General features: G+C 69.3%; 24 protein-coding genes and 1 pseudogene. 8 read left to right on the top strand and 17 right to left on the bottom strand.

Annotated elements, in window-relative coordinates:
- Positions 1–210 precede the first annotated feature (210 nt).
- Positions 211–1,869, top strand: coding sequence for a fumarate hydratase (locus tag ACFWIW_RS12180; RefSeq protein WP_378368477.1), 1,659 nt, complete (start codon positions 211–213; stop codon positions 1,867–1,869).
- Positions 1,870–1,958: 89 nt separating this feature from the next.
- Here ACFWIW_RS12180 and ACFWIW_RS12175 read toward each other — a convergent pair whose 3' ends face one another.
- The 9 genes from ACFWIW_RS12175 to ACFWIW_RS12135 form a co-directional block, all read right to left on the bottom strand.
- Complete coding sequence (locus tag ACFWIW_RS12175) at positions 1,959–2,366, bottom strand: hypothetical protein (RefSeq protein WP_378368476.1); 408 nt, start codon at positions 2,364–2,366, stop codon at positions 1,959–1,961.
- 172 nt (positions 2,367–2,538) lie between these two features.
- Positions 2,539–3,006 carry a hypothetical protein gene (locus tag ACFWIW_RS12170; RefSeq protein ID WP_378368475.1) on the bottom strand — a complete coding sequence of 156 codons (468 nt, stop codon included), beginning with the start codon at positions 3,004–3,006 and terminating at the stop codon, positions 2,539–2,541.
- 36 nt (positions 3,007–3,042) lie between these two features.
- Positions 3,043–3,840 carry an ABC transporter permease gene (locus ACFWIW_RS12165; RefSeq protein ID WP_378368474.1) on the bottom strand — a complete coding sequence of 266 codons (798 nt, stop codon included), beginning with the start codon at positions 3,838–3,840 and terminating at the stop codon, positions 3,043–3,045.
- Entirely contained in the window at positions 3,818–4,672 is an 855-nt protein-coding gene (locus tag ACFWIW_RS12160; RefSeq protein ID WP_378368473.1) for a 2-aminoethylphosphonate ABC transporter permease subunit, read from the bottom strand. Before ACFWIW_RS12160 ends, ACFWIW_RS12165 begins: the two co-directional genes overlap by 23 nt.
- On the bottom strand, positions 4,669–5,730 hold the full coding sequence (locus tag ACFWIW_RS12155) for an ABC transporter ATP-binding protein (RefSeq protein ID WP_378368472.1): 1,062 nt from the start codon (positions 5,728–5,730) through the stop codon (positions 4,669–4,671). The genes ACFWIW_RS12160 and ACFWIW_RS12155 overlap by 4 nt, the downstream gene beginning before the upstream one ends.
- Positions 5,727–6,746 carry a 2-aminoethylphosphonate ABC transporter substrate-binding protein gene (locus tag ACFWIW_RS12150; protein ID WP_378368471.1) on the bottom strand — a complete coding sequence of 340 codons (1,020 nt, stop codon included), beginning with the start codon at positions 6,744–6,746 and terminating at the stop codon, positions 5,727–5,729. The genes ACFWIW_RS12155 and ACFWIW_RS12150 overlap by 4 nt, the downstream gene beginning before the upstream one ends.
- 16 nt (positions 6,747–6,762) lie before the next feature.
- The gene (locus ACFWIW_RS12145) at positions 6,763–7,437 is read right to left on the bottom strand and encodes a phosphonatase-like hydrolase (protein ID WP_378368545.1); all 675 of its coding nucleotides are present in this window, start codon (positions 7,435–7,437) and stop codon (positions 6,763–6,765) included.
- Positions 7,431–8,543, bottom strand: coding sequence for a TIGR03364 family FAD-dependent oxidoreductase (locus ACFWIW_RS12140; protein WP_378368470.1), 1,113 nt, complete (start codon positions 8,541–8,543; stop codon positions 7,431–7,433). Before ACFWIW_RS12140 ends, ACFWIW_RS12145 begins: the two co-directional genes overlap by 7 nt.
- Positions 8,544–8,725: 182 nt before the next feature.
- Positions 8,726–9,502: a GntR family transcriptional regulator gene (locus tag ACFWIW_RS12135; protein ID WP_016332909.1), complete on the bottom strand. Its 777-nt coding sequence runs from the start codon at positions 9,500–9,502 to the stop codon at positions 8,726–8,728.
- Positions 9,503–9,829: 327 nt separating this feature from the next.
- Between ACFWIW_RS12135 and ACFWIW_RS12130 the strand changes: the two genes are divergently transcribed.
- Entirely contained in the window at positions 9,830–10,636 is an 807-nt protein-coding gene (locus ACFWIW_RS12130; protein WP_378368469.1) for a S1 family peptidase, read from the top strand.
- Positions 10,637–10,712: 76 nt separating this feature from the next.
- On the opposite strand, the gene ACFWIW_RS12125 is transcribed toward ACFWIW_RS12130, so the two are convergent.
- On the bottom strand, positions 10,713–11,819 hold the full coding sequence (locus ACFWIW_RS12125) for a nitronate monooxygenase family protein (protein WP_125675340.1): 1,107 nt from the start codon (positions 11,817–11,819) through the stop codon (positions 10,713–10,715).
- A gap of 8 nt (positions 11,820–11,827) precedes the next feature.
- On the bottom strand, positions 11,828–13,444 hold the full coding sequence (locus ACFWIW_RS12120) for an acyl-CoA synthetase (RefSeq protein ID WP_378368468.1): 1,617 nt from the start codon (positions 13,442–13,444) through the stop codon (positions 11,828–11,830).
- 58 nt (positions 13,445–13,502) lie between these two features.
- Between ACFWIW_RS12120 and ACFWIW_RS12115 the strand changes: the two genes are divergently transcribed.
- Positions 13,503–14,291, top strand: a complete 789-nt coding sequence (locus tag ACFWIW_RS12115) for a crotonase/enoyl-CoA hydratase family protein (RefSeq protein ID WP_378368544.1) — start codon at positions 13,503–13,505, stop codon at positions 14,289–14,291.
- Positions 14,292–14,360: 69 nt separating this feature from the next.
- Here ACFWIW_RS12115 and ACFWIW_RS12110 read toward each other — a convergent pair whose 3' ends face one another.
- Complete coding sequence (locus ACFWIW_RS12110; protein WP_378368467.1) at positions 14,361–15,920, bottom strand: acyl-CoA synthetase; 1,560 nt, start codon at positions 15,918–15,920, stop codon at positions 14,361–14,363.
- A gap of 53 nt (positions 15,921–15,973) precedes the next feature.
- On the opposite strand from ACFWIW_RS12110, the gene ACFWIW_RS12105 reads away from it, so the two are divergent.
- From ACFWIW_RS12105 to ACFWIW_RS12095, 3 genes are read left to right on the top strand one after another with little or no spacing between them, the layout of a single operon-like run.
- The gene (locus ACFWIW_RS12105; RefSeq protein WP_378368466.1) at positions 15,974–17,002 is read left to right on the top strand and encodes a Zn-ribbon domain-containing OB-fold protein; all 1,029 of its coding nucleotides are present in this window, start codon (positions 15,974–15,976) and stop codon (positions 17,000–17,002) included.
- 8 nt (positions 17,003–17,010) lie between these two features.
- Entirely contained in the window at positions 17,011–18,066 is a 1,056-nt protein-coding gene (locus tag ACFWIW_RS12100) for a thiolase domain-containing protein (protein WP_378368465.1), read from the top strand.
- Entirely contained in the window at positions 18,063–19,223 is a 1,161-nt protein-coding gene (locus tag ACFWIW_RS12095) for a thiolase domain-containing protein (protein ID WP_378368464.1), read from the top strand. Before ACFWIW_RS12100 ends, ACFWIW_RS12095 begins: the two co-directional genes overlap by 4 nt.
- On the opposite strand, the gene ACFWIW_RS12090 is transcribed toward ACFWIW_RS12095, so the two are convergent.
- From ACFWIW_RS12090 to ACFWIW_RS12080, 3 genes are read right to left on the bottom strand one after another with little or no spacing between them, the layout of a single operon-like run.
- Positions 19,220–20,242 carry a YhjD/YihY/BrkB family envelope integrity protein gene (locus ACFWIW_RS12090; RefSeq protein ID WP_378368463.1) on the bottom strand — a complete coding sequence of 341 codons (1,023 nt, stop codon included), beginning with the start codon at positions 20,240–20,242 and terminating at the stop codon, positions 19,220–19,222. The genes ACFWIW_RS12095 and ACFWIW_RS12090 overlap by 4 nt on opposite strands.
- A gap of 48 nt (positions 20,243–20,290) precedes the next feature.
- On the bottom strand, positions 20,291–21,079 hold the full coding sequence (locus ACFWIW_RS12085) for a transglutaminase family protein (RefSeq protein WP_378368462.1): 789 nt from the start codon (positions 21,077–21,079) through the stop codon (positions 20,291–20,293).
- 27 nt (positions 21,080–21,106) lie between these two features.
- Positions 21,107–22,333, bottom strand: a complete 1,227-nt coding sequence (locus ACFWIW_RS12080; RefSeq protein WP_378368461.1) for a cytochrome P450 — start codon at positions 22,331–22,333, stop codon at positions 21,107–21,109.
- A gap of 242 nt (positions 22,334–22,575) precedes the next feature.
- Here ACFWIW_RS12080 and ACFWIW_RS12075 point away from each other — a divergent pair, with 242 nt between their 5' ends.
- Positions 22,576–23,739: a steroid 3-ketoacyl-CoA thiolase gene (locus ACFWIW_RS12075; RefSeq protein WP_378368460.1), complete on the top strand. Its 1,164-nt coding sequence runs from the start codon at positions 22,576–22,578 to the stop codon at positions 23,737–23,739.
- Here ACFWIW_RS12075 and ACFWIW_RS12070 read toward each other — a convergent pair.
- Positions 23,736–24,221, bottom strand: a complete 486-nt coding sequence (locus ACFWIW_RS12070; protein WP_378368459.1) for a pyridoxamine 5'-phosphate oxidase family protein — start codon at positions 24,219–24,221, stop codon at positions 23,736–23,738. The two genes, ACFWIW_RS12075 and ACFWIW_RS12070, sit on opposite strands and share 4 nt — an antisense overlap.
- Before the next feature lie 40 nt (positions 24,222–24,261).
- A pseudogene (locus ACFWIW_RS12065) lies at positions 24,262–25,106 on the bottom strand (hypothetical protein).
- Between the two features lie 63 nt (positions 25,107–25,169).
- On the opposite strand from ACFWIW_RS12065, the gene ACFWIW_RS12060 reads away from it, so the two are divergent.
- Positions 25,170–26,039, top strand: coding sequence for a GNAT family N-acetyltransferase (locus tag ACFWIW_RS12060; protein WP_378368458.1), 870 nt, complete (start codon positions 25,170–25,172; stop codon positions 26,037–26,039).
- Positions 26,040–26,060: the final 21 nt, after the last annotated feature.

Genomic DNA, 26,060 nt, shown 5'->3' with positions numbered 1-26,060 from the left:
GGCGGCCACATTGGCCCGGGCGTTATTTCCTCGGCGGCGGGTGGTGTGTGTTTTTATCGCCCTTTAACACCCAAAACAACCACCCCCCACCCGCTGGCGTCCACACCCGCCGCCAGTGGCCTCGGTTACGTCCGCCGTGGCCTCTCGGGCGCCGTGGCCGGGCTTGGGTACCGTGGGCGGGTTCCCGATGCCGGCAAAGGAGCCCGCGCAGTGGCGCCCACCACGTTCCAGTACACCGAAGTCCTTCCGCTCGCCAAGGACACCCGCACCGAGTACCGGCTGATCGGCACCGAGGGTGTCGAGGTCGTCGAAGCCGCGGGCCGGAAGTTCCTCAAGGTCGAGCCCGAGGCGCTCACCAAACTCGCCAAGACCGCGATCACCGACATCCAGCACCTGTTGCGCTCGTCACACCTGGCGCAGCTGCGCGCGATCGTCGACGACCCCGAGGCCAGCGGCAACGACCGGTTCGTCGCGATGGACCTGCTGCGCAACGCGGCGATCTCCGCCGGCGGCGTCCTCCCGATGTGCCAGGACACCGGCACCGCGATCGTGATCGGCAAACGCGGCGAAGGCGTGCTCACCGGCGCCGACGACGAGCGCGCGCTCTCTCGCGGTATTTTCGACGCCTATCAGGAGTTGAATCTGCGCTATTCGCAGATGGCGCCGGTGAATTTCTGGGATGAGCGCAATACGGGTACCAACCTGCCTGCCCAGATCGAGCTTTATCACAAAGACGGTCAAGACGACCCGAGCTATGAATTCCTGTTCATGGCCAAGGGCGGCGGCAGCGCGAACAAGACGTTCCTCTATCAGGAAACGAAAGCCGTCCTGAACCCGAAGCGGCTCGCGAAGTTCCTCGACGAGAAGTTGCGCAGCCTCGGCACCGCGGCCTGCCCGCCGTACCACCTCGCGATCGTCGTCGGCGGCACGTCGGCGGAGTTCAACCTGAAGGTCGCGAAGCTGGCCTCGGCCCGCTATCTCGACGACCTCCCGACCGAGGGTTCCGAACTGGGGCACGGTTTCCGCGACGTCGATCTCGAACAGCAGGTGCTGGAGATGACGCGCCAGTTCGGTATCGGCGCGCAGTTCGGCGGCAAGTACTTCTGCCACGACGTCCGGGTGATCCGCCTGCCGCGCCACGGCGCGTCCTGCCCTGTCGGCGTCGCCGTGTCGTGCTCGGCCGACCGCCAGGCGAAGGCGAAGATCACCGCCGACGGAGTGTTCCTGGAGCAGCTGGAGCGCGACCCCGCGCAGTTCCTGCCGGACGTCACCGAGGACGACCTGTCCGACGAGGTGGTGACCGTCGACCTGAACCGGCCGATGGCCGAGATCCGCGCCCAGCTCTCGCAGCTGCCGGTGAAGACCCGCCTGTCGCTGACCGGCCCGCTCGTCGTCGCCCGCGACATCGCGCACGCGAAGATCGCCGAGCGGCTCGACGCGGGCGAAGAGATGCCTCAGTACCTTCGCGACCACCCCGTGTACTACGCGGGCCCGGCGAAGACGCCCGAGGGCTACGCGTCAGGCTCCTTCGGGCCGACCACCGCGGGCCGCATGGACTCCTACGTCGAGCAGTTCCAGGCCGCGGGCGGCTCGCTGGTGATGCTGGCGAAGGGCAACCGGTCCAAGAAGGTGACCGCGGCGTGCAACGAGCACGGTGGGTTCTACCTCGGCTCGATCGGCGGCCCGGCCGCGCGGCTGGCGCAGGACTGCATCAAGAAGGTCGACGTCCTCGAGTACGCCGAGCTGGGGATGGAAGCGGTCTGGAAGATCGAGGTCGAGGACTTCCCCGCGTTCATCGTCATCGACGACAAGGGCAACGACTTCTTCGAGGCCACCTCGGAACCGGTGCTGCAGATCAGCTTCCGCTGACGTCCGTGAAGGCCTCCTTGAGGGACTCTGGGTCCCTCAAGGAGGCCTTCACGGAATTTCGGCACGTTCCCGGGACGCGCCCGTAAGCGTCAGCGCATCTGCTTCAGGACCACGGTCCGCTCCCCCAGCGGCGCCGCGAGCGCCACCGAGATCACCGGATGCCGGATGTCCATCGTGCACATCTGGCCGGTCTGGCCCTTCAGTTCGGTCAGGTTGACGGTGACCCTGGTCCCGTCCTGCTGCGCGGCCTCCGCCGTCGCGTGCCCGCAGCCGCCTTCCTGGCCGCGGATGTTCAGGATCGTCCCGCCGTTGCTGGTGTACACCTCACGCGGATAGTCCGCGGGCAGTGCCGACGCGTCGAGCTGCTTGTCCGGCAGCTTCGTGCTGCCTTCCGGAACCTCCTGGCGCGGCGCGGACGGCACACCCGGCTGGTTCCCCGGCTTGCTGGCCGGGGCGGGCGCCGACGACGAAGGCGGCACGGTCGGGGACGGCGGCACGGTACTCAGGGTGCCGCTCCCGGGGCCGGCCGCGGGTTCCGCCGCCTGGTTCTGCGCCCCGCAGGCGGATACCGCAACGACGATCAGGCCAAGGCCGATGACATTCGTTAAGTACCTCATGTGACTGGGACGGAACGAAGCCGCCGTGGGGTTGCACATGATCCCGGCCCGCTTACAAGACCACGGTCCGGGTGCCGAGCGGCTCGGCGAGTTTCACCGGCAGGACGACGTAGCGGATCACCTGCGGGCACATCTGTCCCGGCTTCCCGTGGTCGATGGTCACGTGGACCACGACCCGCTGCGCGGTCTCTTCGGCGAGGTTCGCCCTCGCCTCGTCGCAGCCGCTCAGTTCGAGGTGCACGTTCAGGCCGCCGTTCTCGGCGCTGACCCGCACGGGCAGCTTGGTGTCGACCTGGGACGGCGGCAGCATCTTGTCCGAGGGCGGCGGCCCGACGGTCGGCCGTGACATCGGCGGTTTCGCGACCGGCGGGCTCGCCGGGAGCGAGGTGGGCAGATCCGAAGGTGTGGTGACGACCGGAGGGGTGCTCGTGTTCGCCGGTGCTCCGGGGCCGCCCGCGCCGCAGGCCGCCGTCGCGGCGAGCACGAGCCCCGCGCCCAGCGTCTTCGCTGCGTTCATCATGGTTTCAGGACGGAATGAACCTCACCCGAGGTTGCATCACCGCTGAGCCGCGCGGCCGCGCGCCAGGCCGAGGATCACCACCCCCGCGAGCGTGACGGCCAGCAGCAGCACGGTGCTCGCCGACGCGAGGAACACCTGGCCCCGGTCGGTGAGCGCGAAGATGCTCGCGGGCAGTGTGCGCCAGTCCGGCGGGTACAGCATCATCGTCGCGCCCAGTTCGCCCATCGACATCGCCAGCGCGAGGCTCGCCGAAGCCGAGATCGACGGCAGCAGGACCGGCAGCCGCACCCGCAGCAGCACCCGGGCCGGCGAAGCGCCGAGACTCGCCGCCGCCTGTGCCAGCAGCGGATCCATCCGCGCGATCGCGGCGGAGACCGTGCTGTAGGAGAACGGCAGCAGGATCATCACGTGCCCCAGCAGCACGATCCAGCGCGTGCCGTTGAAGGCGAGCGGCGGACGGCTGAACGCGACGAGCAGCGCCAGCCCCAGCACCACCGACGGCACCGCGATCGGCAGGTGGAACAGGGTGTCGACGGCCTTCCGCAGCTTCGGCGGCGCCGACTGCGACGCGAGCGCGGCCCACGTGCCCAGCAGTACCGACACCAGCGACGCGATGACACCGGTCTGAATGCTCACCGAGAGACTCGCGAACGTCTCCCCGGACAGCGCCTGCGCGAAATGCGAGCCGGTGAGCGCGCCGGGCAGCGATCCCGTCCAGTTCCCGGCGACCGACGCCAGCACGATCATCAGCAGCGGCGCCAGCACGATCGCGGTGAACAGCACCGCGAACACCGCCCACAGCAGGACGCGGCTACGCCTGGTCCACAGCAGCACGACGGCCTCCCTTCGTCAGTCGCCGGTAGGTTCCGTACAGGACAAGGGAGAACACGACGTTGACCACCGCGATGACACAGGCTTGCGGGAAGTCGAAGGTGACGATTCCCTTGCCGTAGACCAGCATCGGCAGCGTCGTGACGTCCTTGGCGCCGAGGAACAGCACGATGCCGAACTCGTTCATCGCCAGCAGCATGGTCAGGCAGGCGCCGGAAGCCAGTGACGGCAAGGCTTCCGGCAGGATCACCTGGCGCAGCACGCGGCCGGGTTTCGCGCCGAGACTGGCCGCGACCTCCATCTGCGCCGACGAGACCTGACCGAACGCGGCGAGCGCGGGCCGCATCACGAACGGCGTGTAGAAGGTGATCTCGGCCAGCAGGATCCCGAACGGCGAGTACAGGAATCCGCCCGCACCCAGGATTCCGGCGCTGCCGTAGATGAAGGTGAACGCGAGCGCGATGAGGAACGACGGGAACGCGAGCACGGTGTCCACCAGCCGCGAGAGCGTCCGCGCCCCGGGGAACGGCACGAACGCGATCACCAGCGCGAGGAACGTCCCCAGCACCACGCAGCCCGCGGTGGCGCCGAGCGCGAGCGCGACGGTCTTCCAGGCGGCGTCCCGGAATTCCGCCGAGCCCAGGACCTCCAGCCATACCGAAAGCCCGAACTCGCCGGTCTTCGATTCCAGGGACTGGAGGACGACCAGCACCAGCGGGTAGCCGAAGAAGCCGAGCAGGACGAGCACCGGCGGCAGCAGGAACCACCCGCGGCCGGGCCGTTTCTCCCGCCGCCGCGCCGGTGCCGCCACGGCGGTGAGCGCGAGGCCGGTCATCCGACACCCACCAGCGGGCAACCGTCCGGAATGGACACTCCGACCCGCTGCCCCACGTGCGGAAGGCCGTCGATGTCCGACACTTCGGCCCGGACCTCGTTCCCGTCGTGGGCGAGTTCGAGGTCGAGCCGGAAACCCGTGCCACGCCACTGGACACCGCGCAGGACCGCGGGCAGCGCGCCGGGGGCGTCCGCCGCGGTGATGCCGATCCGATGCGGCCGGACGCCGAGCGCGACGGGCTGGCCCGCCCGGAAGGTCCCGGACGGATCGGCCGCCAGCTCGCGGTCACCCAGCCGGACGCGGGTGCCGTCGGCCTGGATCAGCTCGACCGGGATGAGGTTGGACGCGCCGAGGAAGCTCGCGGTGAACTCCGTCGACGGCCGCTGGTAGAGCTCGCGGCTGGGCCCGAGTTCGACCAGCCTCGAATCGCGCATGACGGCGATCCGGTCGGCCAGCGCCAGCGCCTCACCCTGGTCGTGGGTGACGTAGATCAGCGTGGTGTCGGGGAGTTCGGCGCGCAGCCGCAGGAGTTCGGCGACCATGTCCTCGCGCAGGGCGGCGTCCAAAGCGGACAGTGGTTCGTCCAGCAGCAGCACACGAGGGCGGATGGCCAGCGCCCGCGCGAGCGCGACGCGCTGCTGCTGCCCACCGGAGAGCTCACGCGGGTAGCGACGGGCGTACTTGCCCATCCCGACCAGCTCCAGTGCCTCGGCGACCCGGCGCGCGGTCTCGGCCCGAGGCGTTTTCCTTGCCTTGAGGCCGAAAGCGACGTTGGCCTCGACCCGCATATGCGGGAACAGCGCGTAGCTCTGCACGACCACGCCGAGGCCGCGCCGGTGCGGCGGCAGATCGGTGACGTCCTCGCCGTCGAGCAGGACCCGGCCCGTGCTCGGCACGACGAAACCCGCGAGCGCCTTCAGCGCCGTCGACTTGCCGGAACCGGACGGCCCGAGCATCGCCAGCGTCTCCCCTCTCGCCACGGTGAGGTCCAGTGGCGAGAGGGCGGTCGTCCGGCCGAAGCGGACGGAAACCCCGCGGAATTCGACCGCCGGGGTCATCGGCCCACGGCCTTCTTGTACGCGGCGAGATCGGCGTCGAGCTTCGCGAGGACGGCGTCCCAGTCCGGCTGCCAGATCTCGACTCCGGCGAGTGCGGCCTTCACCTTGTCCGCGCGCGGGCCGGTCGGCGTGACGTCGGTCCGCGACGGGGCGCCGAAGGCGTCGACGGCCTTGCCCTGCACCTTGGGTGAGAGCAGGAAGTCCAGGAACTTCTTGGCGTTCTCGGCGTGCGGCGCGTTGTTCACCAGCCCGGCGTAGTACGGGAGGGCGAAGGTGGAGCGCTTGCCCTGCGCGTCGGCCGGGAAGAAGACCTCGAAACCGCCGCTCTTCTCGATCTCGGCGAGGTTCATCTGGACGTCGCCGTTGGCCACCAGGATCTCGGCCTTGGCCACCTTCGGCTGGAGTTTGCCGGTGGAGGACGACGGGCCGACGTTGTTGGCTTCGAGCTTCGAGAGGTAGTCGAGCGCGCCCTGATCGCCGAGGACGTGCTGGAGCTGCAGCAGGACCGCGGTGCCGTCGCCCGCCTCGCCGGGGGTCGAGTACTGGAGTTTGCCCTTGAGCGAGGGAGACAGGAGGTCGTCCCAGGTCTTGGGCGAGACCTGCGGGTTGCGGATGAAGCTGAGGTAGTTGTTCATGAGGGCGAAGTAGCGACCCTGGCCGTCCTTCTGCCCGGCGGGCACCTGGTCGATCCCGGCGGGCGCCGTGGCGGCGAGCAGCCCCTGCGACGCGGCCCGCTGGATGAACGGCGGCAGCGTGACCAGGATGTCGGCCTGGGTGTTTGCCTTCTCCTTCTCCACCCGCGAGGCGACCTCGCCGGAGCCGGCGGTCACCGCCTGGACGGTGATCCCGGTCTTGGCCTTGAACTCCTCGATGCGCTGGGCGTACCAGTCCTCGAGACCGTCCACTGTGTACAGCGTGACGGTCTGGTCGCCGGACGCGCCACCGGCGGTTCCGCCGCAGGCGCCCAGGGCGAGGGCGAGCAGACCGGCGAGGGCGGTGGCCGCGAGTTTCTTCATGTCGTCAAAGCTCCTTTTAGGACAGCAGGGCGGGGAGGTCGCGGACGGATTCGAGGACGTGGGTGGCGCCGGCGGCTTCGAGTTCCGGCTTTTTCGCCGATCCGGTGAGCACTCCGGCGACGAGCGAGGCGCCGGACCGCAGCCCGGTCCGGACGTCCGAGGGGGTGTCACCGGCGACGGCGATACGGCGGACATCGGTGACTTCGAGCCGCAGCGCGGCGGCGAGGACGAGGTCGGGGAACGGACGGCCGCGCACCCCGTCGCCCGGCGCCAGCACGGCGTCGGCGAGGCCGTGCCAGCCCAGCGCGTCCAGGATCGCGTTCTGCGTGTCCGGCGCGAAGCCGGTGGTGAGCGCGACCTTCACGCCTTGGGCACGCAGTTCCTGGATCGTCTGCTCGGCGCCGGGGATCGGCTCGCAGTGGCCGTCGGCGACGAGTTTCCCGTAGGCGTCCTGGAAGGCGGTGTTCGCGCGCTGGGCGCGTTCCTCGTCTCCGTCGAGCAGGGCGCGGAAGACGACGATCTTGGACTGCCCCATCGTTTCGACGACGTAGTCGAGCATTCCGGGGAAGCGGCTGTCCTCTTCGGACACTCCGGCGGCGGCGATCGCCGCGGTGAAGGCGCGGATCACCAGGCCGTCGTCGGCGACGGTGGTCCCGGCCATGTCCAGGACGACGAGTTCGGTGTTCACCAGGACAGCTCCTCTGCGGTGTCTTCGGCGATGGCGGGGGAACAGGTCATCCCCCGGCCACCCGGTCCGGTGACGAGCCACGCGTTGTCCGCGACGCGGGCGCGGTGCACGATCCGGGTGGTGTCGGTGGTCTGGGCGTAGACCCCGGCCCAGCGGCGGGCGATCCGCGGGAGCGGCCGTCCGAGCAGCGCGCCGGCGACCTCGGCCAGATGGTCGTACGGGGCTTCGGTGGTGTCGAACGAGAACGGCTCGTCGTATTCGTGGGTGTCGCCGATGGTCAGCGAGCCGTCGAGCCGCTGGACCATGAGCAACTGCATCTTGTGGGCCGCGGCGACGTCGCCCTGCGGCTGGCCCGCGTTGAGGCCGTCGAGTGCCTCGCCGCGGTACGCCGGGTAGTACCGGAAGCTGTCCGCGTCGGCGACCGTGGTGGTGAGGGTTTCCCCGAGCGGCTCGGTCTGGGCCATCTGCAGCCGCACGCGGCGGACCGGCGCCGTCCCGGCGAGCTCCTTGACCAGGCCGCCGGTCCAGGCGCCGGTGCACAGCACCACGACGTCGCCCTCGTGGGTCTCACCCGTGTCGTCGGTGACACCGCGGCCGGTCAGGTCGCGGATCTCGCGGCCGGGCACCCAGGTGTAGCGGCCGGACTTCGCGAGTTCGGCGCGCAGGGCCGGCTGGGCGACGCGCGGTTCGACGGCGGCGTCGCGGTCGCACCAGAGCGCGCCGAGGAAGTCGCCGCGCAGGGCCGGGTTCAGCTCGCGGGCCTCGGCGGCGTCGAGCAGCTTGAAACCGCGGTCTTCGGTGGTGTCGGCCGCCGCCCGCGCGACGGCGAGTTCGGCCTCGGTGCGGACGACGGTGAGCGAGCCGTTCGGCCGGAAGCCGATCCCTTCGACGCGCTCGCCGATGCGCTCCCACAGCACCCGCGCCCTGGCGGCCGTCTCCAGTTCGGGGCCACTGGCGCGGCCACCGACCCAGACCAGGCCGAAGTTGCGCACGGACGCGCCCCTGGCCTCGGGTTCCCGTTCGATCTGGACGACTTCGTGGCCGCGTTCGACGGCCTGCCAGGCGTGCTGGGTGCCGAGCACCCCGCCGCCGATGATGAGGATTCGCACACCGCAGACGCTCGCCTGCGCGCACCAACGCTCCGTGACCCTGGCTCTAACCCCAGGTGAAGCGCCCGCCAAATCTGGACCAGACCTGTTATCTTTACGTTACATTACGCCGCGTTTCGTCCTCTGGATGCGGTCGTTGAATCCGCAAATATCGCGTTCAGAGGACTGAATGCGGTCGGTGGCTACTCCACGCGGCCCAGTCGGGTCTCGAAGGAGAGCCGGTCACCGCGGAACAGCGACCGGACGCGTTCGAACGGGACCCCGTCGGTCCCCCACGAGGTCCGGTGCATCAGCAGCATCGGCAGCGCCGGGTTCGTCCCGATCAGCAGCGCCTCCCGCGGCGTGGCGAGCACGGTCTCGACCCGCTCCTCGGCGCCGTCGAAGACCACCCCCAGCCTTTCCCGCAAGCAGGCGTAGAGCGACTGTGTGGGATCGAACACATCCATGAGCGTCGGGAATCGCGCGGCGGTGAGATAGGTCGATTCCAGCCCGACCCGCTCGTCGTCGGCGAGCAGCACCCGTTCGATGTGGATGACGTCGTCTTCGGGATCGATTTCCAGTTCCGACGCCAGCGACGGACCCGCCTCCCGGCGTTCCAAAGAGATCAGATTCCGGCCTGGCTGAATGCCCTGCCTCCTGAGTCCTTCGGTGTAACTCACCAGGGCGAGCGGCTGGACGAGCTTGGGGCCCGCGACGTACGTGCCGCTCCCCTGACGCCTGCTCAGCCGCCCTTCCAGCACGAGTTCGCCGACGGCCTGGCGGACCGTCGCACGGGAAACCTCGAATCGTTCGGACAGTTCCCTTTCGGTGGGAAGTACCGCTCCTTGTCCTAATTCGGAGATCACGTCGAGAAGATCGACTTTGACCGCGTAATAGCGGGGAATGCGGCCGTGCTCGGGAATTCCGTCCCGAACCGGGCCGTCGGCGGGGGGATGCAGTCTAGGCGAACGCGCTTTCACGATCCAGATCCTAGGCCCGATTCCCCATGCCTGTACTGACCCGAACGAAGTGTTCATGCCACGCTCACACTGGTGGCCGAAAAGGGCACCTCCGGCGGGTGTTCAGCCTTCCGGCGGTTCCGGCGCTCGCCGGTCCGGGAGTAGGGGCGTTGGGCACTCCGGCCTACGCCATTCGTCGGCGACCAGGCGCGGACGTCCGTTAATCACCACCATCGACCGAAAGATCCGAAGAAAGTTGGTTGTCCCGGCGTATGCCCACCTGCTGTAGTCAGTTGGCCGCAGTCAGTCTCCCTGCCTCCACTGTGGACAGCCGGAAGGAATGAACCCTTGAACATCAAGCGTCGGTTCAGCCTGCTCAAAAAGTCCCTGATCGCCGTCGCGGCGGCCGGAACCCTGGCGGGTCTCGCCACGGCTCCGCAAGCCGTCGCCGCGGAGCCGCCGTCCACCGACGTGGTCGGTGGCACCCGGGCCGCTCAGGGCGAATTCCCTTGGATGGTCAGGCTTTCCATGGGTTGCGGTGGTGCGCTCTACACCCCGCAGATCGTGCTGACGGCCGCGCACTGTGTGTCGCGGACCGGGGCCAACACGGGGATCACCGCCACCCTCGGCGTGGTGGACCTGCAGAGCACGGCGGCCAAGAAGGTCAAGTCGACGTACGTGTACCGGTCGCCGACCTACCCCACCTCCACCGGCGGTGACTGGGCCCTGATCAAGCTCGCCAGCCCGGTCAGCGGCATCCCGACGCTGCCGATCGCCACCTCCACCGCCTACAACAGCGGGACGTTCACCGTCGCGGGCTGGGGTGCCGCGACCGAGGGCGGCGCGCAGCAGCGTTACCTGCTCAAGGCCAACGTGCCGTTCGTCTCCGACTCGACCTGCAAAGCGCAGGGCGGCAGCTACGCCGACCTGATCGACAGCGCCGAGATCTGCGCGGGCAACGTCAACTCCGGCGGCGTCGACACCTGCCAGGGTGACTCGGGCGGCCCGATGTTCCGCCGCGACAGCGCCGGGGCCTGGATCCAGGTCGGCATCACCAGCTGGGGCGAGGGGTGCGCGCGGGCGCACGCTCCCGGCGTCTACACCGAGGTGAGCACCTTCGCGACCGCGATCAAGAACGCGGCCGCCGGGCTCTAGTTTCCACCCGCACGGCATGCCCTGACTCGTGAGTGGCAAGGACGGTTAGAACCGTCCTTGCCACTCACGAGTCTTTTCAGCGGGTTTTGTCCAAACGCGACAGTGTTTCCTCGTAGCCCGACACGAGTTCCGCGATCACGTCGGCCACCGGGCGCACCCGGTCCATCCGCCCGACGATCTGCCCGACCGGCATCGAGACCACGCTCGGATCCGCCGCGTGGTGGATCCGGTTGTGCGCGTGGGAGACCAGCAGGTTCTGCAGCGGCATCGGCAGCGGCTCGGGCGCGTCGGGCGCGGCCCACGCCTCGGTCCACCGCGTCTTGAGCAGCCGCGCCGGTTTGCCGGTGTAGATCCGCGTCCGGACGGTGTCGGACGACCCCGCCGCGACCAGCGCCCGCTGCATCGCCTCGGACTCCCCCATGGTCTGGAGGTATTCCTCGGTGGCGAGCCAGAAGGAGCCCATCCAGACCCCGGACGCGCCCAGCGCGAGCGCGGCCGCGACCTGCCTGCCCGAGCCGATCCCGCCCGCGGCGAGCACCGGGACCCGGTCGCCGACGGCGTCCACCACCTCGGGCAGCAGGACCATCGACGCGATCTCGCCGGTATGCCCGCCCGCCTCGTATCCTTGTGCCACAACGATGTCGACGCCGTTGTCGACGTGACGGACGGCGTGTTCGGCCTTGCCAGCCAAGGCCGCGACCGGCACACCCTTCGCGTGACACTGTTCGATGACGTCCACCGGCGGTGACCCCAAGGCGTTGGCGATCAACCGGATGGGGTGTTTCAGCGCGACCTCGACATGGGACCGGGCGACCGAATGCAGCCAGCCCAGCACGCCGGCGCGTTCGTCGGTGTCGTCCGGCAGCGGCGGCACCGCGAGGTCGCGCAGCGTCCGCTCCACGAAGTCGCGATGCCCCTGCGGGATGTGCTTCGCGAGATCGATCGACGTCCCTTCGGCCGGGATCTTCGCGGGCATCACGATGTCGACGCCGTACGGCTTCCCGCCGGTGTTCTCGTCCATCCAGGACAGGACGGCGTCGAGCTCGGCGGCGTCGTTGAACCGCACACAGCCCAGCACACCGAGACCGCCCGCCCGGCTGATCGCCGCGGCCACGTGCTCGGACGGGGTGAACCCGACGATCGGCAGGTCGATCCCGAGCCGGTCGCACAGAGACGTCCGCATGAAACTCCTTACGCCGGTTGGATGGTGACGGGCTCGTGCTCGGAGGCGTAGCGCTGCGCCCAGGGATAGTCCGGTTTCCCGCTGGGCGAGCGCCCGATCTCGTCGGCGAGCCAGAGACTGCGCGGCACCTTGTATCCGGCGATCTCGGTCCGCACATGGGCTTCGAGCGCGGCGACGTCGATCTCCTTGCCCGGCCTCGGCTGGATCACCGCCGCCACCCGCTGGCCGAGCCGGTCGTCGGGGATGCCGATGACGAGCGCGTCGAAGACGTCCGGATGCGATTTGAGCGCGCCCTCGACTTCTTCCGGGTACACCTTCTCGCCGCCGGTGTTCACACACTGTGATCCCCGGCCGAGCAGGGTCACCGTGAGGTCTTCCTCGTAACGCGCGTAGTCACCCGGGACGACGTACCGCTTGCCGTCGATCTCGACGAAGATCTTCTCGGTCTTCGCGGGATCCTTGTAGTACCCGAGCGGGACGTGCCCGCGCCGGGCGATCAGGCCGATCGCGCCCGGTTTCGGCTCGACGAGCGCGCCGTCGTCGTCCACGAGGATCGCGTCCTTGCCGAAGTTGACCCGGGGGCCGGCGGAATGATCGCTGTCCTTGCTGACCATGCCGATCCCGGTGAAGCCGCTTTCGGAGGAGCCGATCGCGTCGGTGATCACCACGTTCGGGAGCAGCGACAGGAATTCCTGCTTCACCGACTGGGAGAACAGGGCGGCGTGACTCGACACCGCCACGATCGACGACGCGTCGTAGTCACCCTCGCGATAGGCGTCGATGAGCGGCCGCGCCATCGCGTCGCCGACGATGGTGAGCACCTGGACCTTGTTGTCCTGCACGGCTTTCCAGACCTCGTGCGCGTCGAACCGCGGGACGAACACGACCGGGCTGCCGGTGAACAGCGCGCCGAACGCGGCCCACTGCGCGGCGCCGTGGATCAGCGGCGCGGCCGGGAGCCGGACCAGGCTGCCCGACTTGCCCTGTTCGGCGAGCGTCCACTCGTCCGGGACGTACTCGCCGGTGACGAAGTTGATACCGCCACCGAGCGCCCGCCAGATATCCTCGTGGCGCCACAGGACGCCCTTGGGATACCCGGTGGTGCCGCCGGTGTAGAGGATGTAGATGTCGTCGGCGCTGCGCTCGGCGAAGTCCCGCTCGGGCGAGCCTTCGGCGAGCGCGGCTTCGTAATCCACGCCGCCATAGGACGAATAGTCGCCGTCGCTTCCGTCGTCGACAACGACAACGTGTTTCAGTTTCGGGGTTTCCGGCAGGACGGCGGCGACCTTGTCCGAATACTGGCGCTCGTGTACCAGCGCCACGAGGTCGGCGTTGTCGAACAGGTACCGCAGTTCGCCGTGGACGTAGCGATAGTTGACGTTGACCGCGATCGCGCGCAGCTTGTACGCGGCGATCATCGATTCCAGGGCCTCGATCGAGTTCCGGGAATAGACACCGATGTGGGATCCGGGTCCCACGCCGTGTGCGGCGAGATGGTGCGCCAGCCGGTTGGCGCGCTCTTCCAGTTCGGCGAAGGTGACCCGCCGATCGCCGCAGACGACCGCGATGCGCTCCGGCACGGCGTCGACGGCGTGCTCGAGTAGATCCGCGATGTTGAGTGCCACTCCCACAAAGTAGAACATGTTATCGTTCTGGGCAATGGCCGCTCTATGGGAGGTTCTGGTGGGCGAACCGCACGCGCTGGTGGAAAAGACCGGACACACCCTCGTGGTGACGATGAACCGGCCGGAGGCCCGCAACGCGCTCAGCGGCGAGATGCTCGGGATCATGGTCGAGGCGTGGAACCGGGTCGACGAGGACGACGACATCCGGTGCTGCGTGCTCACCGGAGCGGGTGGCGCTTTCTGCGCCGGCGCGGATCTGAAGTCGATGTCGAAGAACTCGCCGTCGGACTCGTTCGAGAAGGGCACTTTCGACCCCAGCAAGATCGAGGGGTTGCTCAAGGGGCGACGGCTGACGAAGCCGTTGATCGCCGCCGTCGAAGGCGCCGCGATCGCCGGCGGCACGGAGATCCTGCAGGGCACGGACATCCGCGTCGCGGGCGAGAGCGCGAAGTTCGGGGTGTCCGAGGCGCGATGGAGCCTGTTCCCGATGGGCGGTTCGGCCGTGCGGCTCCCCCGGCAGATCCCGTACACCGTCGCCGCGGACCTGCTGCTGACCGGGCGGCACATCAAGGCGGCCGAGGCGCTGGAGATCGGCCTGATCGGCCACGTCGTCCCGGACAGCAAGGCGCTGGACAAGGCGCTCGAACTCGCCAGTCTCATCTCCCAGAACGGCCCATTGGCCGTCCGCGCGATCCTCAAGACCATGCGCGACACCGAGGGTATGCACGAGGAAGAGGCCTTCAAGCTCGACGCCCAGTACGGCATCGAGGTCTTCGCGAGCGAAGACGCGAAGGAAGGCCCCCGCGCCTTCGCCGAGAAGCGCAAGCCCGTCTTCCGGGGCCGCTAACCCCCGCGTTTCGTCCTCTGGATGCGGTAGTTCGTGGAGTGAACTACCGCATCCAGAGGACTAAATGCGTCAGGGGACGCGGTGGCCTTCCCAGTAGGGGTCGCGGAGCTTGCGCTTGTAGAGCTTCCCGTTCGGGTCGCGCGGGAGTTCGGGCAAGTAGTCGACGGAACGCGGGAGCTTGAACTTCGCGAGCCGTGACGCCGCGTACTCCAGGATCTCCGCGGTCAGCTCGTCGGAGGGCTCGACACCTTCCGCGGGCTCGACGACGGCCTTGATCGCCTCGCCCCAGTCCTCGTGCGGGACGCCGAACACGGCGACGTCGGCGATCTTCGGGTGCATCACCAGTTCGCCTTCGATCTCCGCCGGGTAGATGTTGACCCCGCCCGAGATGATCAGATCCGCCTTGCGGTCGTGCAGGAAGAGGTAGCCGTCCTCGTCGAGATGCCCGACGTCGCCGAGGGTGAACAGATCCCCGACCCGCGCCTTGTCCGTCTTGGCGCGGTCCTTGTGGTACTCGAACTTCGAGTCGCCCATCTTCATGTACACCGTGCCGGTCTCGCCGGCGGGCAGTTCCGTGCCCTCGTCGTCGAGGATCTTGATGATCGATCCCGGCCACGGCAGCCCGACCGAACCCGGTTTCTTCAGCCATTCCTCCCCCGAGATCGCCGTGCCGCCGCCCTCGGTGGCCGCGTAGTACTCGGTGACGACCGGGCCCCACCAATCGAGCATCCGGCGCTTGACCTCCAGCGGGCACGGCGCGGCGCCGTGGATCATCACGCGCAGCGAACTCAGGTCGTAGGCCGCGCGGACGTCGTCCGGCAGCGCGAGCAGGCGGCGGAACTGCGTCGGGACCATATGGCTGTGCGTGACGCGGTGCCGGTCGATCAGCCGCAGCATTTCCTCGGCGTCCCAGCGGTCCATCAGCACCGCGGTATGGCCCAGCTGCAGGGAGATCGCGACGAAGTTGAGCACCGCCGTGTGGTAGAGCGGCGATCCGCACAGGTGCACGTGGCCGTCGTGCGGCGCCAGCCCGAAGATCCCGAAGAACCACGTCGACGCGGCGGGCACGGAGTCGGGGTCGGCGCCGGTCAGCGGCCGCCGGACCCCCTTGGGCCGTCCCGTGGTGCCCGACGTGTAGAGCATCGGCGAGCCGGCCGTGCGCCGCTCCGGGCGGCCGTCGCCCTCGCCGGAGCCGAGTTCCTCGATCCGGCGGAAGCCCTCGACGTCGCCGACGGCGAACCGGCCGCGTTCCGGGATCCCGGCCTCGTCCGCGGCCGCGATCGCGACGTCGGCGAAGCGTTCGTGCGCGAGGAAGGCCTTGGCACCGCTGTCGGACAGGATGTAGGCGACCTCCGGCCCGACGAGGTGCCAGTTGACCACCACGATGTACAGACCGGACTGAATGGCGGCGAAATAGGCCGCCACGAGTTCGTCGCCGTTGGGTTGCAGGACGACGACCACGTCCCCGGCTTCGAGCCCGAGGGCCTGCAGGCCCCGGGCGTACGCGTTCGCTTTCGCGGCGAGGTCCCCGTAGCCGATCGAGCGGCCGTCCGGATCGACGAGCGCGACCCGCTCAGGTTCCCGCGCGGCGATGTTCCAGACCCCAAGTGTCCCGGTGGCAGTCGACATACCGCCGAATCTAGAACGCGTTCCACTCAAGGGCAACCGTCAGCCAAGCCCAGATGGCCGATCTTGCCGAGAAATCGAGAACGTGTTTCACTCAGGATGTGAGCGCACCTGAACTCCCGCTGTCGGCCCCGCTCAACGTGGGCTTCGACTACACGCGTTCGGTCGGCCCGGTACTCGGCCGGTTCGTCGACGCCCTGCGCGAGCGCCGCGTCGAAGGCGTCCGGGGCAGCGACGGCCGCGTCCATGTGCCCCCGCTGGAGTACGACCCCGTGACCGCCGAAGCCTTGTCCGAGTTCGTTCCGGTGGCTTCCGAGGGCGAGATCGTCTCCTGGTCCTGGATCGCCGAACCCGTCGACGGTCAGCCGTTGTCGCGGCCGTTCGCGTGGGCGCTGATCCGGCTCGACGGCGCCGACACCTCGATCCTGCACGCCGTCGACGCAGGCTCCCCCGGAGGAGTCCACACCGGACAACGGGTCCGGATCCGCTGGGCGGACGAGACCGTCGGCCACATCCGGGACATCGCCTATTTCGTCCCCGCCGACGGGCCCGACACCGAAACCACCGAAGCGCCTCCCCCGGTCGCGAAACGCGAGGAGGGCGCGCCGGTCAGCGTGGTGATCACGCCGATCCATCTGCGCTACCAACATTCCGCGTCACCGGAGGAGAGCCGGTACCTGCGGGGGCTCGCCGAGGGGAAGCTGATCGGCCAGCGCTGCCCGTCGTGCGAGAAGGTCTACATCCCGCCGCGCGGCGCGTGCCCGACCGACGGTGTCCCGACCACCGACGAGGTCGAACTGCCCGACACCGGCATCGTCACCACGTTCTGCATCGTGAACGTGCCGTTCCTCGGCCAGAAGATCAAACCGCCGTACGTGGCCGCGTACATCCTGCTCGACGGCGCGGACATCGCGTTCCTGCATCTGGTCCTCGGCTGCGACGCCGCCGACGTCCGGATGGGCATGCGGGTCCGGGCCGCCTGGAAGCCACGGGACGAATGGTGGACCTCGCTGGAGAACATCGGCCATTTCGAGCCGACCGGCGAACCCGACGCACCGTACGAATCCTTCGCCCACCATCTGTGAGGACCACCGTGCCAGATGTAGCAGTCGTGGGCTTCGCGCAGGCCCCCAACGTCCGCAGCACCCCGGGCACCACGAACGGCGTGGAAATGCTGGTGCCGATCTTCGCCGAGGTCTTCGAGCGAACCGGTCTGTCCAAAGAGGACATCGGTTTCTGGTGCTCGGGTTCCTCGGACTACCTCGCCGGCCGCGCGTTCTCGTTCATCGCCGCGGTCGACGCCATCGGAGCCTTCCCGCCGATCCACGAATCGCATGTCGAGATGGACGCCGCGTGGGCGTTGTACGAGGCGTGGCTCAAGATCCGGATGGGCGAGGTCGACACCGCGCTGGTCTACGGTTTCGGCAAATCGTCCGCCGGGCAGCTGCGCCGCGTGCTGGCCTTGCAAATGGATCCCTACGTCGTCGCGCCGCTGTGGCCGGATTCGGTGAGCGTGGCCGGGATCCAGGCGCGGCTGGGGCTCGAATCCGGGCTGTGGTCGGAAAAGGATCTCGCCGAGGTCGCCGCGCGCAGCCGCGCCGACGCCGCCGGCAACCCCGCCGCGCAGCTCTCCGGAACGGTCGAGGTCGCGGACCTTCTCGACGCCCCGTACTTCGCGGATCCCTTGCGGGCCCACGACATCGCCCCCATCACCGACGGCGCCGCCGTGCTCGTGCTCGCGTCGGCGGAACGGGCGGCGGATCTCGTCGACAGCCCCGCGGTGATCACCGGTATCGAGCACCGCGTCGACTCCCCCGCGCTCGGCGTCCGGGACCTCACCAAATCGCCGTCGACGGCCGCCGCCGGACGGGCGCTCGACCTCGACGGTGTCGAAGTGGCCGAACTGCACGCGCCGTTCACCCATCAGGAATTGATCCTGCGCGACGCGCTGAGCCTCGGCGATCAGGTACGGATCAATCCGTCCGGCGGCGTCCTGACCGGTAATCCGATGTTCTCGGCGGGGCTGGCGCGGATCGGCGAGGCGGCGAACCGCATTCTCGACGGCAGCGCGCGCAAGACCCTCGCCCACGCGACCAGCGGCCCCGTCCTCCAGCAGAACCTGGTCGCGACCTTGGAGGTCCTCTCGTGAAGCACCTCGCGGCCGTACTGGGAACCGGCCAGACGCACCACAAGGCCAAACGCACCGACGTGTCCATGCCCGGCCTGCTCCGGGAAGCCATCGACCGGGCGATGCTCGACGCGGGGACCGGCTGGGACGACATCGACGCCGTCGTCCTCGGCAAGGCGCCGGACCTGTTCGAGGGCGTGATGATGCCCGAACTGTTCCTCGCCGATTCACTCGGCGCCACCGGGAAACCGTTGCTGCGCGTGCACACCGCGGGTTCGGTCGGCGGGTCGACCGCGCTCGTGGCGGCGTCGCTGGTGCAGGCGGGCGTGCACAAACGGGTGCTGACCGTGGCCTTCGAGAAGCAGTCCGAGTCGAACGCGATGTGGGGCCTGTCGATCCTGCCGCCGTTCCAGATGCCGGTGGGCGCCGGGGCGGGCGGGTACTTCGCGCCGCACGTGCGCTCGTACATCCGGCGATCCGGCGCGCCTGACCACGTCGGCGCGATCGTCGCGGCCAAGGACCGCCGCAACGGAGCACTCAACCCCTACGCCCACTTGCGGCAGCCCGACATCACGGTCGAGTCGGTGCGGGCGTCGCAGATGCTGTGGGATCCGATCCGCTACGACGAGACGTGCCCGTCCTCGGACGGCGCGTGCGCGATGGTGATCGGTGACGAGGCGTCGGGCGACGCCGTTCCCGGTGGCGCGGCGTGGATCCACGCGACCGCGATGCGCACCGAACCGACCACGTTCGCCGGCCGCGACCAGGTCAACCCGCATGCCGGCCGGGACGCCGCGGCCGCGTTGTGGCGGGACGCCGGCATCACCGACCCGCTGTCCGAAGTGGACGCCGCCGAGATCTACGTGCCGTTCTCGTGGTTCGAGCCGATGTGGCTGGAGAACCTGGGGTTCACCGACGAGGGCCAGGGCTGGAAGCTCACCGAGGCGGGCGAGACCGCGCTCGGCGGACGCCTGCCGGTCAACCCGTCGGGCGGCGTGCTGTCGTCGAACCCGATCGGCGCGTCCGGGATGCTCCGGTTCTCCGAGGCGGCCAAACAGGTGATGGGCCGGGCCGGCGACTACCAGGTCGACGGCGCGCGGATCGCGCTCGGGCACGCGTACGGCGGCGGTTCGCAGTTCTTCTCGATGTGGGTGGTGGGGTCGGCGAAACCGAGCTAAGGGCGGCGGCGCGGCCGGAGGCGTTGCGCGGCCAAGGTCGCGACCACCCCGGTCACCGCGCCCACCAGCGCCGGCTTGAGCCCGTGCCGATCGGGTGCCGCGACCACCGGCCGGACCACCACCGGAGGCGGCGGTTTGACCGGGTCCGGCGGGGCGTCGCGCGCGGTCGCCGTCCACGCCGTGACGAACACCAGCATCCGCGCCACCAGTGAGATGAAGAAGATCAGACCGATGATGGAGCCGAACGCGACCCCGGTCGGCGAGTTCCCGATCAGGCGCAAGTAGATCCCACCGGCCTGCTTCAGCAGTTCGAAGCCCAGCGCCAGCGCGACCGCGCCGCGCATCGCGCTGCGGACGCCGACCGGTTTCCGCGGCAACCGGGTGAGCACCCAGAGGAACACGAGCCAGTTCGCCAGCAGCGCCAACGGGATCGAGATCGCCGACAGCACGTTGTGGCCCCAGGCGGTGTCGTCCACCCCGGCCAGCCCCAGCAGGTACCGGCCGAGCGCGGATCCGGAGATGGTGATGGCGAACGAGACCAGCAGCGCGCTCGCGAGGCCGAGCAGCGCGAGCAGATCCGCGGCGATCGTGCGCAGCAGCGGGAGATCCGACCGGTTCTGGCCCCACAGCGCGGTGAGCGCGTCCCGCAGCGAGTTCATCCAGTTCCAGCCGGAGTACAGGCCGATGATCAGACCGATGATCCCGACGCTGGTGCGCTGCTCGACGAATCCGGTGAGCAGCTCCCCCGCCTTGTCACCGAGGCCACCGGGCAGGGTGCCGGTGATCGCGTTCAGCATCGACTCGATCAGCTGCGGCTGGCTGGCCAGCACGAAGCCCGCCACCGAAACCGCGACCATGAGGATGGGCACCAGCGAGAACAGGCTGAAATAGGTGATCGACGCGACGTAGTGGTAACCGCCGTACTCGACGTAGCGGTTCACGGCCCGCGCCACGTGGTCCAGCCAGCGATAGCGGGCACGCAGCCGTTGCCATTTCGTCGGTGCTTGCTTCTCCCTCACCTGCCAATGTCTACCTCAGCGAGGTCACGGCTCGTGGGCAACACGCGATCAAGCGAGCGCGATCAGCTCCGAGCCGTCGTCCTCCGGCAGCGACGGGCCCGCGGTCGCCAGCACGGTGTTGCCGAGAAAGTCCAGCTCACAGCCCAGCGTGGAGAGGAACGCGGTGTCGGCGGCGTCCCGGCCGGTGGCGATCCGGCAGAGGCTCTGCCTCGGCGCGAGGCCGGTGGCGTCGCACACGTACCAGCGGCCGTCGATCGCGGCCTCGAACACGGCGTGGAAGTCCATTGGGGACAGTCCGGGCGCGTAGACGGCGGCGAACCGGGCGGGGATGTCCAGTACGCGGCACAGCGAGATGCAGACGTGCGCGTAGTCGCGGCAAACCCCTTCCCCGGCGAGGTAGGTGTCGACGGCGTCATCGGTCGGCGAACCGGAACCGACCACATAGGACAGGTGCCCGCCCACGTGCCGGACGATCGCCTCCACCTGGGCCCGCGCGCCGGGCAAGCCGCCGAAGCGGGACAGCGCGAGCCCGCCCATCCGGTCCGAGGGGCAGTACCGGCTGGGCCTGGTGTAGCGGATGACGTCGTCCATGGTGACCGGCCCGGCGTCGGCGGGATCGAGCGAGCGTCCGGCGCGGTATCGCACGACGTGCTCCCCGGACGGCAGGTCGACGACCTGGGCCCGGGTCCCGTGTTCGAACGCCACCTGGCGCGGCGGCGCGGGATAGGCGAACTCCTCCTGGGCGGCCCCGCCGGCGAGCGCGATCACGAACGCGGCGGGGCCGGGTTTCGTGACCCGGAAGGACATTTCGACGTCGACCTGAACGTGGGGACCCATGACCCCATGGTGCCCCACGGCACCGGCTCAGGCGTAGCGGACCTGGTAGTGCTTGATCCCGTTGAGCCAGCTCGACCGGAGACGGTCGGGCGGGGCGAGTTCGGCGATGTTCGGCATCACGTCGGCGATGGCGTTGAAGATCAGGTCGATCTCCAGCCGCGCGAGGTTGGCGCCGATGCAGTAGTGCGAGCCCGTGCCGCCGAAACCGACGTGCGGGTTGTCCTCGCGGAGGATGTCGAACTTCTCCGGCTGGTCGAAGTGGTCCGGGTCGAAGTTCGCGGAGCTGTAGAACATCCCGACCCGGTCGCCCTTGCGGATGTGCTGCCCGCCGAGTTCGGTGTCCCGGGTCGCGGTGCGCTGGAAGGCGACCACCGGGGTGGCCCAGCGGACGATCTCGTCCGGCGCGGTCTTCGGGCGTTCCTTCTTGTACAGCTCCCACTGATCGGGGTGATCGAGGAACGCCTTCATCCCGTGGGTGATGGCGTTGCGCGTGGTCTCGTTGCCCGCGACGGCCAGCAGGATGACGAAGAAGCCGAACTCGTCCGACGCCAGCGACTCGCCGTCGACGTCGGCCTGCACCAGCTTCGTGACGATGTCGTCCATCGGGCACTTGCGGCGCTCTTCGGCCATGTTCCAGGCGTAGCCGACGATCTCGGCGGACGCGGCGAGCGGTTCGACCTCGTACTCGGGGTCGTCGTAGGCGACCATCTGGTTCGACCAGTCGAAGACCTTCAGGCGATCTTCCTGCGGGATGCCGATCAGTTCGGCGATGGCCTGCAAGGGAAGTTCGCACGCGACGTCGACGACGAAATCGCCGGAGCCCTTCTTCTTGGCCTCGCTGACGATCCGCTCCGCGCGATCGCGCAGGGTGTCCTCGAGTTTCGCGATCGACCTCGGCGTGAAGCCCTTCGACACGATCCGGCGCAGCTTCGTGTGCTGCGGGGCGTCCATGTTGAGCAGGACCAGACGGTTGGCTTCGAGGCTGTCGTCGGTCATGTTCTCGTCGAACCGGATGATCGCGGTCTTCTCCCGGGAGGAGAACAGCTCGCTGTCCCTCGACACCGCCTTGACGTCATCGAGCCGGCTGACCACCCAGTAGCCGTCATCGCGGAAGCCCGCGGTGTTGTGCGGCTGAGGGTTCCACCAGACCGGTGCCGTACGGCGGAGTTCGGCGAACTCCTCCAGAGGCAGTCTGGTGGCGTACAGATCCGGATCGGTGAAATCGAAACCGGCGGGGATCAGGGGAGCGGCCACGGGCTACCTCCTACGCGGTTCGCCAATGAAACACGTTCTAGACCCGATTGAAGCATACGGCGTTTACCAAGTGAAGAGTTTCAGTGAAACCCGTTTACTCGACCCGCGTGGATCACGCGATCCCTGCAAGAAGCAGGAACCGCGACCAGTGATCAAAATCCGGCCAACCCTGGGGCGGCTTGCTCAAATCAAGAACGTGTTCTACTTTCTGGGTAGTGAACAGTGTTTCCCAGGAGGCGAACGTGGGTAGTCCGGTGATCGTCGAGGCGGTCCGCACCCCCATCGGCAAGCGCAGGGGTCACCTGGCGGGGTTGCACGCCGCCGAGATCCTCGGCGCGGCGCAGCGCGCCCTGCTCGACCGCGCGGGCGTGGATCCCGCGCTGGTCGAACAGGCGATCGGCGGTGCCGTGACCCAGGCGGGCGAGCAGGCGGGCAACGTCACGCGCACGGCGTGGCTGCACGCCGGGCTCCCGGAGACCACGGGCGCGACCACCATCGACGCCCAGTGCGGCTCGGCACAGCAGGCGACGCATCTGATCGCCGGGCTCATCGCGGCGGGCGCGATCGACGCCGGCGTCTCGTGCGGCGTCGAGGCGATGAGCCGGGTCCCGCTGGGCGCGAACCGCGGCGAAGGCATCGGCACGCCGAGGCCACAGTCGTGGTCGATCGACATGCCGAACCAGTACGGCGCGGCCGAGCGGATCGCGGAACGCCGCGGGATCACCCGCCTCGACGTCGACCGGTTCGGGACCGAGTCGCAGGCCAAGGCCGCCGCCGCCTGGGCCGCGGGGCATTTCGACCGCGAGGTCGCCGCGGTGAAGGCGCCCGTACTCGGCGAGGACGGCACGCCGACCGGCGAGACCCGGCTGGTCTCGCGCGATCAAGGACTTCGCGAGACGACCGTCGAAGGCCTCTCCAAGCTCAAGCCCGTCCTCGAAGGCGGCGTGCACACAGCCGGGACGTCTTCGCAGATCTCCGATGGCGCGGCCGCGCTCCTCCTGATGGACTCGGACCGGGCCAAGGCGCTGGGCCTCAAGCCGCGCGCACGGATCGTCTCGCAGGCGTTGGTCGGCGCGGAGCCGTACTACCACCTCGACGGCCCGGTGCAGGCGACCGAACGCGTCCTCGCCAAGGCGGGGATGACGATCGGCGACCTCGACCTCTTCGAAGTCAACGAGGCGTTCGCTTCGGTCGTGTTGTCGTGGCTGCGGGTGCACCGGCCCGACGAGGCCAAGGTCAACGTGAACGGTGGCGCGATCGCGCTCGGGCATCCCGTCGGCAGCACCGGCGCCCGCCTGCTGACCACGGCGTTGCACGAACTGGAACGCCGCGACGCGAGCACCGCGCTGGTGACGATGTGCGCCGGCGGCGCGCTTTCCACCGGCACGATCATCGAACGGATCTAGTTCGAGCCGACCTCGACCACCGGACCGTTGTCCGGCCTCGCGAGCCTTTTCAGCCCGTGCCCCTCCTTCCAGAAGTCGAAATAGATGGTGTCGCCCTCGACCCAGGTCAGCACCGCCTCGGTGAGGTCGAGCCGGAAGACGTGCGCCTCCCCGTCGTCGCCCTGCAGACGGGCGACCTCCGCCGGATCGGTGATCTCGACGGCCTTTCCCGACACCTTCGCGTCCGCGCCGCCCTCGTCGATCGCCGAGGCGGCGTGGATCGCGAACCTGCCGTCGTGCTGCAGATCCTTCGCCTTCATCGCGCCGATCATCGAACCGATCAGCAGATCCTGCTCACGGAAATCGACCTCACTGCCACTGACCCGGGGCGAACCGTCGCGCCGGACCGTCGCCAGCACATGCGACTTCGCCGCGGTGAACCGCTCTTTGATCTTGGCCGCCAGCGCGGGTGCCTCTTCACTGAACTGCTGCCACGTCGCCATGCCGCACAGCGTCCCACCGGGGTCCGACAGTTTCGAACGATCAGGGCCGCGGCGCCCCCATCGGGTTCGGCAGCGGGATCGCGCCGACGTCGAAGATCCGGCGGCTCAGCGGGACGGCGATCCGCACGGTCTCGGCCGCCCCGTCCTCCCCCAAGGCGTCGAGCGGGCCGATGGCGAGGCGGTCCGTCTCGTCCTCGATACGTTGGCGCAGCTCGATTCCCCGGTCGGTGAGCCTGAGATCTCCGTCGAGGATTCCCCGATCCGAGAGCCGCGCGACGCTCGCGTCCCACTCGTCGTCGGACCAGCCTCGGTTGATCTGGATGACCTCGCGGGTCACCGCGCCGCTGCCGATGTGGGTCAGTGTCGTGTCGAGCCCGCGCAGCCCGGCGGCGACGGCGGAGAGCACATGACCGTCCCCGCGATGCTCGCGCAGCACCGTCGCCGCGAGCCAGACCCGGCCCGCCGGCGTCGCGGGTCTGGCGACCGAAGACCAGGCTGCGGCGAGCGGCCTGGCCGCGTAGTCGCACCCGGTGACGGCGTGTTCGAGCAGATCGGCCAGGTCCCCGAGAGGCGCGTCGGCGGGAAGGATCCGGTTCAGGGCTTCCTCGACGGCCTCCATCCGGCTCTGAGGACGGCCGCCGGTTCGGCGTATTTCCACGCGTCGGGCAGGGATCGCGCGACCATCCTCGGGGCGAATCCGAAGAGCATCGCGGTCGCGGGTGGTTCCGGCAGCGGCCCGAGCGGTGCGACCCGGCCGGCGAAATAGCCCATCCACCAGCCCGGCAGCCCTGCCGCCTTGGCCGCGGCCGCGGTCTCCGGGGCGAAGTAGACGACGGCGTGCAGCGGCTCGACCGCTTCCCAGAGACGGCGCTGAAGTGACTTCACTCCCCCATCTTGCCCCGCCGAAAACCGGGTGCGGCTCCTCGCGGCGTGGTGTGTGATCGCGACATGGTGATCAGCTTGGAGAAACCGGGGCTCGATGGGCTGAACGAGGCCGTCGGCGCGCTGCGGGAGTGGCAATCCGAAGGCGTGGCTTGGCAGTTGCATCCCGGTGACCTCGGCTGGTTCTGGCGTTCGGGGGCGGAAGCGACGGCCGCGGCGGTGCGGATCTGGCGCCGGGACGGGCGGATCCTCGCCGTGGGGCTGCTGGACGGCGCCGAGCTTCTCCGGTTCACGACCGCGCCGGACGTCCGCCGGGACGAAGACCTGGCGCGGCGGCTCGCCGAAGACGTGAGCGCGCCGGACCGCGGCGTGCTCCCGCCCGGAGAGGTGTCCATCGAAGCGCCGAAGGACGCGCTGCTCCAGGATCTGCTGCCCGCTCACGGCTGGCGCCCTGGCGAACCGTGGACCCCGCTGCGCCGCGATCTCACCGAACCGGTGAAGGCCCCGGACCTGCGGATCGAGACGATCGGACCGGACGATGCCCACGTGTGGGCCGACGTGATCCGGAAGTCCTTCGACGGTTCGACCTTCACCCCCGGGAAGTGGCGCGCGATGGCGACCGGCGCGCCGTACGCCGACGCCCGCTTCCTGATGGGATACGACGAGAAGGACGACGCCGTCGCGGCGGTCGCCGTGTGGTCGGCCGGGCCGGGGAAACCCGGTGTGCTGGAACCGATGGGCGTGCACCGGGACCATCGCGGGCACGGTCACGGCCGCGCGATCACCTTCGCCGCGGCCACCGCACTCCGGGAGCTCGGCTCGTCGAGCGCGGGCGTGAACACGCCGAGTTCCAACGTCGCCGCGGTCGCGACCTACGAATCGGGTGGGTTCCGGCGGCTGCCCGAGGTACGGGACCTGACGCGGGACGCCTCGTGAGTGGTAAGGACGGTTAGAACC

Origin of the sequence: Amycolatopsis sp. NPDC058340 (assembly GCF_042723975.1) — a bacterium.
Taxonomy (GTDB): domain Bacteria; phylum Actinomycetota; class Actinomycetes; order Mycobacteriales; family Pseudonocardiaceae; genus Amycolatopsis.
Note: the sequence above shows the minus strand (reverse complement) of the source record. Positions and strands in the feature narration are given on the sequence as shown.

Bases quoted from the DNA above. Each gene is read 5' to 3' on its own strand.
- ACFWIW_RS12170 (WP_378368475.1), bottom strand. From the start codon at position 3,006: ATGATGAACGCAGCGAAGACGCTGGGCGCGGGGCTCGTGCTCGCCGCG.
- ACFWIW_RS12160 (WP_378368473.1), bottom strand. From the start codon at position 4,672: ATGACCGGCCTCGCGCTCACCGCCGTGGCGGCACCGGCGCGGCGGCGG.
- ACFWIW_RS12155 (WP_378368472.1), bottom strand. From the start codon at position 5,730: ATGACCCCGGCGGTCGAATTCCGCGGGGTTTCCGTCCGCTTCGGCCGG.
- ACFWIW_RS12150 (WP_378368471.1), bottom strand. From the start codon at position 6,746: ATGAAGAAACTCGCGGCCACCGCCCTCGCCGGTCTGCTCGCCCTCGCC.
- ACFWIW_RS12125 (WP_125675340.1), bottom strand. From the start codon at position 11,819: ATGCGGACGTCTCTGTGCGACCGGCTCGGGATCGACCTGCCGATCGTC.
- ACFWIW_RS12110 (WP_378368467.1), bottom strand. From the start codon at position 15,920: ATGTCGACTGCCACCGGGACACTTGGGGTCTGGAACATCGCCGCGCGG.
- ACFWIW_RS12105 (WP_378368466.1), top strand. From the start codon at position 15,974: ATGGCCGATCTTGCCGAGAAATCGAGAACGTGTTTCACTCAGGATGTG.
- ACFWIW_RS12085 (WP_378368462.1), bottom strand. From the start codon at position 21,079: ATGGGTCCCCACGTTCAGGTCGACGTCGAAATGTCCTTCCGGGTCACG.
- ACFWIW_RS12070 (WP_378368459.1), bottom strand. From the start codon at position 24,221: ATGGCGACGTGGCAGCAGTTCAGTGAAGAGGCACCCGCGCTGGCGGCC.
- ACFWIW_RS12060 (WP_378368458.1), top strand. From the start codon at position 25,170: ATGGTGATCAGCTTGGAGAAACCGGGGCTCGATGGGCTGAACGAGGCC.